Source organism: Myxococcus dinghuensis, from assembly GCF_024198235.1.
GTDB classification, from domain to species: Bacteria; Myxococcota; Myxococcia; order Myxococcales; family Myxococcaceae; genus Myxococcus; species Myxococcus dinghuensis.
The window spans coordinates 432,295-446,190 of the sequence record NZ_JAKCFB010000002.1; the positions used below are offsets into that span (position 1 = coordinate 432,295).

At 71.8% G+C, this 13,896-nt stretch carries 10 protein-coding genes; 5 read left to right on the forward strand and 5 right to left on the reverse strand.

Annotated features, from left to right (window positions below; all coding sequences use genetic code 11):
- Positions 1-13: 13 nt before the first annotated feature.
- On the reverse strand, positions 14-1,243 hold the full coding sequence (locus LZ198_RS04405) for a sensor histidine kinase (RefSeq protein WP_253970596.1): 1,230 nt from the start codon (positions 1,241-1,243) through the stop codon (positions 14-16).
- A gap of 385 nt (positions 1,244-1,628) precedes the next feature.
- On the opposite strand from LZ198_RS04405, the gene LZ198_RS04410 reads away from it, so the two are divergent.
- The 5 genes from LZ198_RS04410 (at position 1,629) to LZ198_RS04430 (ending at position 8,371) form a co-directional block, all read left to right on the forward strand.
- Positions 1,629-3,518 carry a M23 family metallopeptidase gene (locus LZ198_RS04410; RefSeq protein ID WP_253970597.1) on the forward strand — a complete coding sequence of 630 codons (1,890 nt, stop codon included), beginning with the start codon at positions 1,629-1,631 and terminating at the stop codon, positions 3,516-3,518.
- 201 nt (positions 3,519-3,719) lie between these two features.
- Positions 3,720-4,196: an RNA polymerase sigma factor gene (locus LZ198_RS04415; protein ID WP_253970598.1), complete on the forward strand. Its 477-nt coding sequence runs from the start codon at positions 3,720-3,722 to the stop codon at positions 4,194-4,196.
- The gene (locus LZ198_RS04420) at positions 4,193-4,921 is read left to right on the forward strand and encodes a hypothetical protein (protein WP_253970599.1); all 729 of its coding nucleotides are present in this window, start codon (positions 4,193-4,195) and stop codon (positions 4,919-4,921) included. Before LZ198_RS04415 ends, LZ198_RS04420 begins: the two co-directional genes overlap by 4 nt.
- A gap of 73 nt (positions 4,922-4,994) precedes the next feature.
- Positions 4,995-5,480, forward strand: a complete 486-nt coding sequence (locus LZ198_RS04425) for a Gmad2 immunoglobulin-like domain-containing protein (RefSeq protein ID WP_253970600.1) — start codon at positions 4,995-4,997, stop codon at positions 5,478-5,480.
- A gap of 68 nt (positions 5,481-5,548) precedes the next feature.
- Positions 5,549-8,371, forward strand: coding sequence for a CHAT domain-containing protein (locus tag LZ198_RS04430; protein ID WP_253970601.1), 2,823 nt, complete (start codon positions 5,549-5,551; stop codon positions 8,369-8,371).
- Positions 8,372-8,400: 29 nt separating this feature from the next.
- Here LZ198_RS04430 and LZ198_RS04435 read toward each other — a convergent pair whose 3' ends face one another.
- From LZ198_RS04435 to dctA, 4 genes are all read right to left on the reverse strand, one after another.
- Positions 8,401-9,135, reverse strand: coding sequence for an amino acid ABC transporter ATP-binding protein (locus LZ198_RS04435; protein WP_253970602.1), 735 nt, complete (start codon positions 9,133-9,135; stop codon positions 8,401-8,403).
- 8 nt (positions 9,136-9,143) lie between these two features.
- The gene (locus LZ198_RS04440; RefSeq protein ID WP_253970603.1) at positions 9,144-10,565 is read right to left on the reverse strand and encodes an ABC transporter permease subunit; all 1,422 of its coding nucleotides are present in this window, start codon (positions 10,563-10,565) and stop codon (positions 9,144-9,146) included.
- 140 nt (positions 10,566-10,705) lie between these two features.
- On the reverse strand, positions 10,706-12,304 hold the full coding sequence (locus LZ198_RS04445; protein WP_253970604.1) for a sigma 54-interacting transcriptional regulator: 1,599 nt from the start codon (positions 12,302-12,304) through the stop codon (positions 10,706-10,708).
- A 186-nt stretch (positions 12,305-12,490) separates the two neighbouring features.
- Positions 12,491-13,783 carry a C4-dicarboxylate transporter DctA gene (dctA, locus tag LZ198_RS04450; protein ID WP_253970605.1) on the reverse strand — a complete coding sequence of 431 codons (1,293 nt, stop codon included), beginning with the start codon at positions 13,781-13,783 and terminating at the stop codon, positions 12,491-12,493.
- Positions 13,784-13,896: the final 113 nt, after the last annotated feature.

The window sequence follows — 13,896 nt, forward strand, 5'->3', positions numbered from 1 at the left end:
CGGTGACAGGGGCTCAGTCCCTCCGTGGCAGCGTGAACGTGAAGGTCGTCCCACGCCCGACCTCGCTCGCCACCCGGACCGTACCGCCGTGCGCCTCGACGATGCCGCGGGTGATGGAGAGCCCCAGGCCCACGCCACCGCCCGGGATGCGCGCCGTCGGACGCTGGAAGCGGTCGAACAGGACGGGCAGCAGCTCCGGCGGAATCCCCGAGCCCGTATCGGCCACGCTCAGCTCCACGACCCGCTCCCCGACCTCCGCGGTGATGGTGATGGAGCCACCCGCGGGCGTGTAGCGGACGGCGTTGCCCACCAGGTTGGAGAACACCTGATGGACGCGGTCGGGGTCGCACTCGACGTCGACCTCCCGCGCCGGAGGCTGCAGCGCCAGGTCGATGCCCCGCTCCTGCGCGAGCGGCCCCAGGTCCGCGGCCTGCTCCAGGAGCTGACCGAGCGGATGCGACACCCGGTTCAGGCGGAACGCCCCGCCCTCGATGGCCGCGAAGTCGAGCAGGTCATGGATGAGCCGCTCCATGCGCAGCGCGGAGCGGTTGAGCGTCTCCAGGTGATGCCGCGCCCGACCGCTCAGCGGCGCGAGCAGCGGCGCCAGCAACGATGACGTCATCGCGATGACGCCCAGGGGATTGCGGAGGTCGTGCGACACCATCGCCAGCAGCTCGCCGCGCAGGCGCACCTCGGCCTCCGCCGCGCGCCGGGCGGCCCGCTCCGCCTCGTAGAGCCGCCCGTTCTCCACCGCGACGGCCGCCGAGTCCGCGAGCGTCTGGAGCAGCGACACCTCGCGGGCGCCCGGAGTCCGGCGCTCGGCCCAGTAGGCCCCGATGGCCCCCACGGGGTCGGAGCGCCGCACCGGCACCATCACCAGGCTCTTCACGAAGGTGGTCCGGTACGCTTCGTGGGGGATGCGTTCGTCCGCGTAGATGTCCTCGATGACCGCCGGCGCGCGGTTCAGCATGGACCAGCCGGAGATGCACTGCTCGATGGGGAAGCGGCGCCCCTTCCACAGGGGCGCGATCGCGTCCTCGTCCGCATAGTGGACCCGGTCCTCCTCCCGGAGCACGAACGTGACGCCGTCCGCGCCGCTGAGCCGTCGCGCGGCGCGGCGCACCACCGCCATGACGTCCTCCAACGTCCTCAGGTGCGCCAGTTCGCGGACGACCTCCAACAACACGAGGGCGTCGTCATGCGACAGCACCTCGAGCGGGAGGGGATCCTCAAACCTTCGCAAGGACGACCTCCTTGGGAGAGGGACTCAGTCAACACACCCGGGAAGCAGGTCGTTCACGCGCCTGCTGTACCCGCCAGGAAACGCCCCCACCATCCTACCTCCCGCCCGCCTGGCCCCTGGTATAGGGAGGCCGCGCTCCGCTGGCCAGCGGGACCGACACGCCGCGCGCATCCACGCCACGCAGTGCCCACGCGTCGACACCCCACGTCCACCCGCGCGCCCACACGTTCCACGGCGGACGGATGGCTGTATCACTCGTGAATACCAGGGGTTGGGCGCGCCGCGCGCGGGGGTGAGGGAAACCCTGGGGGAGTTCCGTTCAAGGGACGGGCGCGACCGCGGCTCGCCATGGCGGCGACGTGGCCCATGCCTTCGAGGAAGTCCCATGTCCGCTCATTCCCGCTCCCTCGGCCGGCTCGCGGCCGCGGCGATGCTCGCGTCAAGCCCGGTGGCCCTGGCGCAGTACCCCTTCCCCGGCTCCAGCGCGGACCTCCCCGCTGGGACCTATTGGTGGATTGCCAGCGACCACGCTGGCACCCCTCCCCGCGACCTGGAGGCGGTGCGCTTCCATCCCACGGAGAAGCGCTTCACGCGCATCTGGCCGGACTTCGCGGACTACGCCACCGACCCCAAGAACATCGACTGGATTCTCTACGGCGTCCCCGTGCAGGCCATCGCCGATGGCGTCGTCATCAGTTGTTGGCGCAACGCCCCCGAAGGCCTCAAGCCAGACGTCCACGGAGGCGACAGCGTGCCCCATCCCGGGCGCACGTCGAACCCGCTGCGAATCCCCCGCTCCGGCAACCACCTGGTGGTCCGGACCGATGACGGCAAGGACATCCTCTACGCGCACATGCAGCCGGACTCCGTCCCGACGGAGCTGTGCCCCCACGACGCGCAGTTCGTGAACGACGCCGAGGACCGCATCGGCGACTACCCCCGGGAGACCCTCGTCCCCATCTCCCTCCGGGCCCGCGTGGAGCGGGGGCAGGACATCGGACGCGTGGGGAGCTCCGGCGCGTCGGCCCATCCCCACCTGCACATCCACATCGCGCCCGTCATCGGCACCTACAGCGTCGACTCCGCCATCCCCCTGCCCTACCACGAAGCCTGGCAGAAGCCGGGTTCGGTGAGCCACGACTCCGCGGACGACTTCGTTCCCCTCCAGGACGAGCCGCTCATGCTGTTCCCGGCCGCCATCCACCCCGACCCGCTCCTGCGCCGGGGTGACGTGACGGGCGCCGTCGCCTCGGAGGTGGAGGTGACGGCCTCGAGCGACACGGTGGTGACGGCCACCCGGAACGCCGCGGGCCAGCTCGCGGTGAACACCTGGCGACTGGCCGGGGACGGGACCTTCACCCCCTTGGGTGGAGCGGTCTCCACCGCGGGGACCCAGGTGGCGCTGGCCCGACCGGGCGTGGGGCGGGACGTGGTGACGGGGTTGAGGACCAGCGCGGGCAACCTCCAGCTCACCGCGTGGCGCGTCGCCACCAATGGCGCGCTCGAGCGCAAGGCCGAGACTGGCGGCGGGGCCGCGAGCGAGGTCGCGCTGGCACCTCTCGGATCCACCTTCGGCGTGGTGAGCGCGGTGCGCAACGCCAGCGGGCGCCTGCAGCTCACGACGTGGGACCTGACCACGGACCTGGCGAGCTTCAGCCCCATCGGCACGGTGTACGGCCCGGAGGGGACCCGCGTCGCCCTCACCTACGTCACCCTGGGACGGGGACAGAACGACACGGGAGGACAGTTCAGCGGGGCCGTCACGGCCGTGCGCAACGCCGCGGGCAACCTGGAGCTGACCACGTGGCAGCTCGGCGCGGACCAGAAGCTGGTGCAGAAGGGGAGCTTCGTGGCGGGCACGGTGTCGGACGTGGCCCTCTCCACCGTGTCCGTCTCCAACTTCCGGGAGCTGGTGGTCGCCTCGGTGAGGACGGGGTCCGGACTGCTGCGCAACATCGCCTTCGAAATCGACTCGGCCGGACAGCTCACCCGCCGGGAGGACGCCGACGGCGGCCATGTCACGGAGGTCCGCTCCGCGCGTGTCACGGGCAAGCACCTGGTGACGTCCGTCCGCGACACGACGGGTCGACTGCGGCTCTACACGTGGGACGTCGACGCGGCGGGGGAGATGCGCCGCACCGGCGAATCGCTGGCGGGGGGAATCCTGTCGTCGAGCGTGGCGAGCACCTACGTCGGAGGCCGCTTCGTGGTGTCCGCGGTCCGCCTCACGACAGGCGAGGTACGGCTCATCGCCTGGGATGCCGCGTTGCAGTAGCCACCGGGCTCCCACACCGGGAAGCCGTGCCTCCGCACCTTTCCGGTGCCGCTCAACCTCCTGATGCCCCCTTGTCGTGGTGAGGAGCTTTCGATGACCATCAGCACCTCTCGGAGGTCCGTTCATTTGGAACCGCGGCAGCGGCAGACCCCCGACGCGGGTCCAGCGCTCGATGGCGAGCTCGAATCACTCCGGGAGGCGTTGAGCCGCGCCGTGGCTCGGGTGTGCCCGCCCCACCTGGTGGATCGCCGGGACGACCTGGTGCAGACGGCGATGATGCGGCTCATGGAGCTCCAGCGGCGCGAGCCGGACCGCGAGCGGTGGACGGCCTCCTACCTGTATCGCGTCGCCTATACGGCGCTGGTGGATGAAATCCGGAACGTGGAGCGGCGCAAGGAAGTGGGGTTGGAGGTGGTGGAGGCGCTGCCCGAGCCACCCGTGGCCATGGGCAACCCGGAGCAGTCCGCGCGGGCCTCCCAGATTGCCCGGGCGGTGCGGGACTGCCTGCGCAAGCTCGTCGAGGACCGCCGCCTGGCGGTGACGTTGTACCTGCAGGGCCACACCGTCCCGGAGGCCGCGGAGTTGCTGGGCTGGGACGGCAAGCGCACCGAGAACCTCGTCTATCGCGGGCTGGGCGCGCTGCGCCTGTGCCTCTCGACCAAGGGATTCGAGCCGTGAGCGGACCATCACGCGACGACAAGAACCTGCCGGACGACGCCACCGTCGAGCGCCTGCGCGCCGCGGTCCGGGGCGAGGAGCCGCTCGAGGGTGGAGCGCCGGTGGACGCCGACCTCGTGTGGCGCGCGGTGAGCGGGGAGCTGCCACCGGAGGAGCGGCGCGCGGTGGTGGCCCGCGTGGCGGCGGACCCCGCCTGGGCGACGGCATGGCGGCTGGCCCACGAGTTGTCGCGAGCCGCGCAGGAGGTCCCCAAGACGGAGACCCCCGCGCCCGGGGCGCGCTCGCGCCGGAGCGAGCGGCCGGCGCGCGAGGCCCGGCGCTTCCGCTTCGCCTGGAGCCACCCGGCGTGGGGCTCCGTGGCCGTCGCCGCGCTGGTACTCGTCGTCCTGGGAATCACCCTGCGGCCGGAGGTGGAGCCCCGGCTGCGCGGCATGGATGGCAGGGAGGTCACCTCCCTGCTCCCCGACGACATGGCCCTTCCGCGGGAGGCGTTCATCCTGCGTTGGAGTGGCGGGCCCGACGGCACCCTCTGGTCGCTCCAGCTTTCCTCGGAGGACCTGGGCGTGACGCACCGGGTGGAGACGCAGCAGCGGGCCGAGTACCAGGTCCCCGCGTCGGTGCTCGCGCCCTTGCCGGCGGGAGCGAAGGTGTTGTGGCAGGTCGAAGCGAGGTTGCCGGATGGGCGGGTGCGTCGCAGCGCGACGTTCGTCAACCGGCTGGAGTGACGTCGATTCCGTGGAAGGTCCAAGGGGGAGTCCGATGCAGACGCGACATGCAGTGTGGTGGTCCTGGGGGAAGATGTTGGGAGGAGCCCTGGCGCTCCTCGTGGTGGTGGGCGTGGCGCGCGAGGGCGCGCACGCGGCGGCCACGGTTCCACAGATGACGTCGACCACCCCCGCGCTCTCCGGTCAGGTCGGAGACCAGGTGGTCGCCTCGGTGGTGGAGACGGGCGTGCGCACCGGGGCGAGCGTGATGGTGCTCCTCCAGCTCCGCGACGCCGCGGGCACCGTGGTGGCCCAGACGTCGGGGCTGGTGAGCGAGGGGGCTCCGTTGCGGGTGTCGTACCAGGCGACGTCCGCGGGTGGCCTGCGCGCGTTCGCCAGCGCGCCCAAGGACGGCCCGCAGTTCTCCGCGGCGGTGCTGACCATCGAACGTTGGTCCACGTCGCCCACGCCACCGACCCCGCCCCAGCACTGCGTCTATCCGATGCCCGAGCCGACTCCACGTCCCAACGGGCCGGTGACCGTGGGTTACTGCCTTCCCCCACTGCCCGAGGACGGGTAACGCTCACGGTGGGACGGGATGGGTCGAGACTCCGTCGTTGGCTCGCGCTCGCCGGGTGGGGAGCCGCGTTGCTCGTCGCGTCCGCCCGGGCCGCCGAACCTCCGGCCTCCAACCTGGGCGCGCTGGAGCAATGTCATCGGCGGTTCCTCGAACACCCGGCGGAGCGCGAAGCCGCCATGTGCTTCTACCGCCACGCGCAGGGGTCCGTGGCGGGCCGCGACGAGGTCCTGCACAGGCTGGCGACACTGCGGGAACGACACCCGGACCAGCCCTGGCTGACGATGGTCCAGGGGCACGTCGTGCAGCTCTCCGACGCGGAGGCGGCGGAGGCGCCCTATACGCAGGCGATGGAGTCCTTCCACCGGCTCGGTGACGCCGAGGGTGAGGTGCTGGCGAGCATCAACCTGCGCACGGTCATGCGGAGCCAGCGGCGCATGGACGAGGCACGCGCCTTGACCCGGCGCGTGGTCCAGGTAGCCCGGAGCTCCGGACGGACGGACCTGCTCGCACGCGCGTTCATCATCGAGGGGACCGAGCTCTTCGAGACGGAGAAGGACCTGGGCCGCGCGTTCCGGCTCCTCAAGCGAGCGGAGGCCTTGACGTTCCCCTCGGGCAGCGACGGGCAGAAGAAGCAATGCCTCGCGGCGCTGGCGTGGGCCAGCTCCCGCCTCGGGCGCCTGGAGGACGCGACGGACGCCAACCAGCGACTCGCGGCGCTCGCGCGCGACACGGGGGACGTCCACCTGGAAGCGCGCGTCTCCTTCACGATGGCCAACCTCGCGGTGCAACGCATGGGGCGAGGCTCCGCCCCGAACGACCGGGCCCGCGCGCTCGCGCTCGCCCGTCGCGCCCTGGCCGACGCGGAGCGCACCCGCGACAAGGACCTGGAGACGAAGTCCCTGCGGCTGGTCGTGGACCTGCTGGGAGACGCCCCGGAGGCGCGCGCCGAGGCCGATGACCTCATGGCCCGATGCATGGCGCTCGCCGAAGCGTTGAACTCCGCCGAGCATCGCATCGCCTGTCTGTGGACCCGCGCGGAGCGCCGCGCCGCCCTCGACGCGGCGGGGGCCCGCCAGGACTCCGACGCCGCGCTCTGGTTGGCCTACGAGCACGGCGACCCGCTGTACCTGGCGCTGGCGCTCCGGGGGCGCGGCACGGTGGCGTACCTGACCGGGCCACGCCAGGAGGCGCTCCACCACGCCACCCGAGCGCTGGACGGCGTGGAGGCGCTGCGGGGAATGCAGGGCGACGCCGCCACCCAGGCCGAGCTGTTCGCGGACTGGGCCAGCGACTATCACCGTCTGGCGGGATGGACCCTCGAGGCCAGCGAAACGGGGGGGCCCGACACGCCGCTGCCTGTCCGGGAAGCCGTGGTGCGCGCCTTCGCGGTGAGCGAGCGACTGCGGGCGAGGACGCTGTTCGATGTCCTCCTCGCCTCGAGCGCCGTCGCGCCAATCCCTCCCGAGCCACCAGGACGGAAGGCCGCCCGAGCGGTCCTCTGGAAGCGACTGGCGGCCGTGCAGCGGCGCTTGTTGACGGCGTCGCTTCCCCAGGCGGACCGCGAGGCCGCGCTGACGGAGCTCCAGGCGTTGGAGCGCGACGAGAGCGACCTGCGTCCGCCGCCTCACCGGGGCCCCGCCGCGTTCGCCTCGCTGGAAGAGGTCGAGCGGGGACTCTCCGAAGACGAGGCGCTGCTGGCCTTCCTCGTGGGCAACGACCACGATGCCTATGGCACGCCCTCTGGAGGAGCCTGGGTGCTGGCGGTGACTCGCGCCGGGACGCGGGCGTACCGCATCCCCGACCGCGCGCGGCTGACCACCGCCATCCCCTTGTTCTCCGGGCTCGTGGAGCGGAGGGACGGCTCCGAGGCGGGCACCGCCGCCGCGCTCCATGCCTGGCTTCTGGGCCCCGCGCTGGCCGGGCTGCCCTCCACGGTGCGCCGGCTGCTGCTGGTGCCCGACGGGCCGCTCCATGACCTGCCCTTCGCCGCCCTGAGGGCCAGCCCCGAGGGCCCGCCCCTCATCGCCCGCTTCGAGCTGGGGCTCGTGCCGTCCGCCAGCCTCTGGCGGCACTGGCGCGAGGAGCCCGGGCACGAGCCACGCGGCGAGGCCTTCATCCTGGCCGACCCCACGCCGCCCCAGCAGGAGAGGTGGGCCATCGCCGCCGAGCGCGCGGGCGTGTTCGACGAAGCGGCCCGACTCGGCGCACTCCCCGAGGCACGACGCGAAGGACACATCGTCACCCGAAGCCTCGACGACACCCAGGTCACCCCGCGGCTGCTCATGGGCCCCGAGGCCTCCGAACACGCCCTCAAGCGAGCGGACCTCTCGCGCGTCCGGGTGCTGCATCTGGCGGCCCACGCCGTCGTCGACGAGGAGACACCGGAGCGCTCGGCCCTCGTCCTCGCGCCCGGCGCGGACGACGAGGACGGCATCCTCCAGCCGCGGGAGATCGCGGCGCTGCGCCTGTCGGGGACGCTCGTCGTGCTGTCGAGCTGCCGCGGCGCCTCCGGCGTCGTGCTCCCGGGAGAGGGCGTGCTGAGCCTGGCGCGGGCCTTCTTCGAAGCGGGCTCCCACGCGGTGGTGGCGAGTCTGTCGCCCTTGCGCGACGACGAGGCGGCGGAGCTGGTGGAGCGCTTCTATGCGCACCTCGCCACGGGCCAGGGCGCATCCGCCGCGTTGAGAGCCGCGCAGCTCGCGGCCATCGAAGCGGGACAGCCCACCGCCGCGTGGTCCGGGCTGGTCGTGCTGGGAGACGGCGCGCTCGTCTCCGTCGCGCCCTCCCCCGCCGCCCCGCCGTCCGGCCCACGCCTGCCGTGGCTCGTCGTCGCCGTCGTGACGAGCCTCCTCGTCTCCTTCACCGTCCTGGCCCGGCGGCGCTCGCGACGCTGAGGCCCGGGAGTCCGGTGCCCGCCGGGTCTTCAGCGCTGGAGCAGGCGCGCCAGGAACTCGCGGGTGCGAGGTTGCTGGGGGTCGCGCAGCACCTGCTGGGGACTGCCCTGCTCCACGACCCTGCCCCCGTCCATGAACAGGACGCGGTGGGCGACGTCGGCGGCGAAGCCCATCTCGTGTGTCACCACGCACATGGTCATGCCCTCTCGCGCCAGCTCTCGCATGACCTCCAGCACCTCGCCCACCAGCTCCGGGTCCAGCGCGCTGGTCGGCTCGTCGAAGAGCATCAGCTCCGGCTTCATCGCCAGCGCGCGGGCGATGGCCACGCGCTGCTGCTGACCGCCGGAGAGCTGTGACGGATACGCCTGCGCGCGCTCGCCCAGGTGGACCATCGACAACATGCGCTGGCCCAGCGCCTCCGCCTCCGCGTCGGAGAGCCCCAGCACCTTGCGCGGCGCCAGCGTCACGTTGTCGAGCGCGCTCAGGTGGGGGAACAGGTGGAAGCGCTGGAACACCATGCCCACGCGCCGGTGCAGCACCTGGAGCGACTTCGGGTCGTCGCGCACGGGCTGGCCACCCACCACGACTTCGCCCTCGGAGGGCACCTCCAGCCCGCACAGGCACCGCAGGAGCGTGGACTTGCCACAGCCGGAGGGCCCCACGAAGACGACCACCTCACCGGGCTCCACGGTGAGGTCCACGCCTCGGAGGACCTCCAGGGCCCCGAAGCGCTTGTGCAGATTGCGGACCTCGACGAGCGCCATGTCGACCCTCATGCCTGACGGTGGAGGCGCTTCTCCAGCGCCGAGGCCAGCCGCGTCAGCGGCAGCGTGGCCAACAAGTAGAACAGTGCCACCATGGGCCAGACGGCGAGCGGCGCGGCCAGTTGGCTCGCCAGCTCCTGTCCGGCACGCGTCAGCTCGGCCATGCCAATGATGGAAACCAGTGACGAGTCCTTCAGCAGGGCGATGCCCTCGTTCGTCAGGGGCGGCAGCACGTTGCGCACGGCCTGGGGGAGGATGACGTAGCGCAGGGTCTGCGCGTGGCTCAGCCCCAGCGCCCGCGCCGCCTCCTCCTGCCCCGGGTCCACCGAGCCGATGCCCGCGCGGAAGATCTCCGCCACGTACGCCGCGCTGTTCAGCGTCAGCGCGAGCACCGCCGCCAGCATGGGCGCCAGGTCCACGCCCAGCAACTGCGGCAGCGCGTAGTAGATGAAGATGATCTGCACCAGCAGCGGCGTACCGCGCAGGCCCTCCACGTACGCGGCGCACAGCCACGACAGCGGCTTGAAGCGCACCCGCCGCCCCAACGCCACCACCAGCCCCAGCGGCAGCCCCGCCAGCAGCGCCAGCACGGTGAGCCCGAGCGTCAGCCCCAGCCCCTCCGCCAGCCGCTTCGCCACGCGCGTCCAGGGCACGCCTCGAGCGGCCTCCACGGGCGCCTTGCGCGCGGCCTCGCCGAAGTACTTCTCCTCCAGCGCGGCGAACCGGCCGCTGTCGCGCAGGCGCTGGAGGGCGCCATTGACGGCCGCGCGCAGCTCCACGTCGTCCGGCCGCATGGCGATGCCGTAGTGCTCCTCCGTCAGCAGGTCGCCCACGGCGCGCAGGCCCTGGAAGCCGTGGGCGAGGAAGTAGCGCAGCGTCGGCCCGTCCCCCACCACGCCGGCCAGGTTGCCGTTGCGCAGGTCCTGGAGCGCCAGGTCGATGCTCGGGTACTGGCGCACCTGGATGTCCGGGAACTTCTCCAGCACCAGCGTGGCGCTGGTGTTGAGCTGGATGCCCGCGACCTTGCCCCGCAGGCCCTCGATGCCGGTGACGGCGGTCTCGTCCGCGCGCACCACCACCAACTGGCCCGCCGTGTAGTACGGGGCGGAGAAGCCCAGGCGCTGCTGCCGCTCGGGCGTCACCGTGACGGCCGACATCACCAGGTCGAACTTCCCCGCCATCAACGCGGGGAACACGCCGTCGAAGGACGTGTTCGTCCACTCCACCCGCGCGCCCAGCTCCTCGGCGATGAGCCGCCCCAGGTCGACGTCGAAGCCGACCAGCTCGCCATCCTGCATCGACTCGAAGGGGGGATAGGTGGCGTCCGTGCCGATCCGCAGCGTCCGGCCCTTCCAGTCGCCGCGGGAGGCGGGGGCCTCGCTCCGGCCACACCCGAGTGACGCCAGGAGCCCCCATGCAAGGACCAACACGGCCAGCCCTGGAATCCGGGCACGGCGACACGAGGAGCGGAGACGCGGCATTGAGCGGCTGTCTCACATGCCCAACATTCCCGGACGCGGCAAGCGATTTGCGCCCACCGCGCCCCGGGAGTCATCCAGTCCCCGTCCGCTCACGCTTCGTCGACGACGAACTGCTCCTGTCGGGCGATGCCCAGCTTCTTCATCCGGCTCTGCAGCGTGGAGGGCTTCAGGCCCAGCAGCGCCGCGGCGCCGCCCGGCCCGTAGACGCGGCCCCGCGTGAGCGTCAGAACCCGGAGGATGTGCTCGCGCTGCACGGCCGCCAGCGTCAGCACCGCGCCGGGCTTCGACGCGGCGTCGGCGGGCAGCGCGGGCAGCTCCGTGGCCGCCGTCGCCACCGCCGCGCCCCGCGTCGGCAGGTCGAAGGTGGTGGGGCCCAGCTCCGGTCCCGGGGTCAGGATGGTGGCGCGCTCCAGGGCGTTGGCCAGTTCGCGCAGGTTGCCGGGCCAGTCATACCCCTCCAGCCTCGCCAACCCTGCGGGCGTCACCCGCATGCCGCGACGCCCCGTGCGCTGGGCCTGCTCCGACAGGAGGAAGGCGCACAGCTGCGGCAGGTCCTCGCGCCGCTCGCGCAGGGGCGGCAGCTTCAGCGGGAAGACGCTGAGCCGGTAGTAGAGGTCCTCGCGGAAGCGCTTCTCCGAGATGGCCTTCTCCAGGTCGACGTGTGTCGCCGCGAGGATGCGCACGTCCGAGCGCACCGTGCGGTCGCTCCCCACCGGCTCGAAGGCCTTCTCCTGGAGCGCGCGCAGGAGCTTCGCCTGGAGCTCGACGGGCAGCTCGCCCACCTCGTCGAGCAGCAGCGTGCCCCCGTTGGCCATCTGGAAGCGGCCCGCGCGGTCCTTGGTCGCGCCCGTGAAGGCGCCCTTCACGTGGCCGAACAGCTCGCTCTCCAGCAGCCCCGCCGGAATCGCCGCGCAGTTGAGCGTGACGAACGGCTGGTCCGCGCGCGCGCTCCAGCGGTGGATGGCGCGCGCCAGCCGCTCCTTGCCCGTGCCCGTCTCGCCGGTGATGAGCACGGGCGTGTCCGTCTCCGCCACCTGCTTCGCGCGCCGCGCCAGGTCCCGCATCACCGGACTCAGGGACGCCGCGAGCACCCCCTCCGAGTCACCGCCCAACTGCGACTCCAGCAGCTTCGCGTGCTCGTGGTCCTGGCGATGCAGCCGCTCGAACGTGGCGCGCTGCTCGGCGGCCTGGAGCGCCGTGGCCAGCATCTGCCCGTACACCTCCACCAGGTCCACCACCGGCTGCGGATACGTCTCGCACTCCGCGCGGTCCAGCGTCAGCACGCCATAGCTGCGCTCACCCGCGCACAGCGGCACCACCATGCACGCGTGACCCGGGGGCAGGTCGAGCACGCCGTCGAAGGGGTCTCCATCACCGTGCGAGTGGTCCTCCTCCGTGAAGGCCCGCGCGCGCCGCGTCTCCAGCGCCTGGCGCAGGGACGGGAACTCCGACAGCGGCAGCGCGTGGTGGCGCACCTTCGCGTTCGCCAACGGCCCCCGCGCCGCCACCGACACCAGCTTGCCGTCCCGCAGCAGGAACAACGTCGCCAGGTCGAAGCGCACCACCCGCGTCAACCAGTCGAGCCCCCGCCGCAGCAGCTCGTCCACGGAGTCTTCCGTGGCGGCCAGCTCGACGAGGTCCCGACCATCCTTCGCCCCCTCGGAAGGGCCTGACAATTCATCCGACATGTCCCACGAATAATAGCGTTCCACCGAAATTGCAGTGGCCTGCCCACCGAGATTTCGTGGTCCCCGGCGAAACGAGCCCCCTGGCCCGCCTCTGGCGTCACAACCCCTTGAAATCTCGAGGAAACCCGAGCACCGCCCCGGCAGCGGCCCAGCGCCCGGTGAGCAGGCGGCCGGGCCCCTCCGGTGTCACGAGGCCTGCCCCCCGTCCGTGAGGGGGTCGGCGTCGAGGAGCGGCTTCGGGTCGCCACGAAGCTCCGCGTCGAGCTTGTCGCGGTCCAGTTCGTTCTCCCAGCGGGCGACGACGATGCTGGCGACCCCGTTGCCGATGACGTTGGTGATGGCCCGCGCCTCGCTCATGAACCGGTCGATGCCCAGGATCAACGAGAGCCCCGCCACGGGGACCGAGGGCACCACCGCGAGCGTGGCCGCGAGGGTGATGAAGCCCGCGCCCGTCACCCCCGAGGCGCCCTTCGACGTGAGCATCGCGACCGCCAGCAGCGTGAGCTCCTGGGTGGTCGTGAGGTCGATGTCGAGCGCCTGCGCCACGAAGAGGGCCGCCATCGTCAGGTAGATGTTCGTGCCGTCCAGGTTGAACGAGTAGCCACTGGGCACGACCAGCCCCACCACCGACTTCGAGCAGCCGAGCGCCTCCAGCTTCTGCATCAGCGGGACCAGCGCCGACTCGGACGAGGAGGTCCCCAGCACGAGGAACAGCTCGGCGCGGATGTAGCGCAGGAATCGCAGGATCGAGAAGCCCGTCAGGCGGGCGACGAGCCCCAGGCCCCCGAGGACGAACATGCCGCAGGCCAGGTAGAAGCTGCCCATGAGCTTCAACAAGGGGCCCAGGCTGCTCACGCCATAGGCGCCGATGGTGAAGGCCATGGAGGCGCCGGCCCCGATGGGGGCGAGCTTCATCACGGTGCCGATCATGGAGAAGAACACCTTCGACAGCACGTCGCAGAACTGGACGACGGGCCGGGCGCTCTCCCCCAGCTTCGACAACGAGAACCCGAACAACAGCGCGAGCAACAGCACCTGGAGCAGGTCGCCGTTCCCCGTGAAGGCGTCCACGAACGTCTTCGGCACGATGTGCAGGATGAACGAGACCGCGGAGGTGTCGTGGGCCTGCTGCGTGTAACGGGCGACGGAGGAGCCGTCGAGCGTGCGGGGGTCCACGTGGAACGCCCCGCCGGGGCGGAGCACCTTGACGACGACGAGCCCCACCATCAACGCGAGGGTGGAGATGAGCTCGAAGTACAGCAGGGCCTTGCCGCCCACCCGGCCCACCTTCTTGATGTCGGCGACGTTGGCGACCCCCAACACCACCGTCAGGAAGATGACCGGGGCGATCAACATCTTGATCAACGCGATGAAGGCCTCGCCCACCGGCTGGAGCTTCACCGCGAAGCCCGGCGAGAAATGGCCGAGCAGCCCCCCCGCGAAGATGGCGGCCAGGACCCAGAGGTAGAAGCGAGACATCTTTCGGGGTGCTGCTTGTTCGCTGAAGGGCATGCGCGGGCTCTTGCTCCTTTGCGACAGGCTGACAGGCGTTCCGGGGCGCCGCTATAACACCTTCGCATTAGCGTCGACTG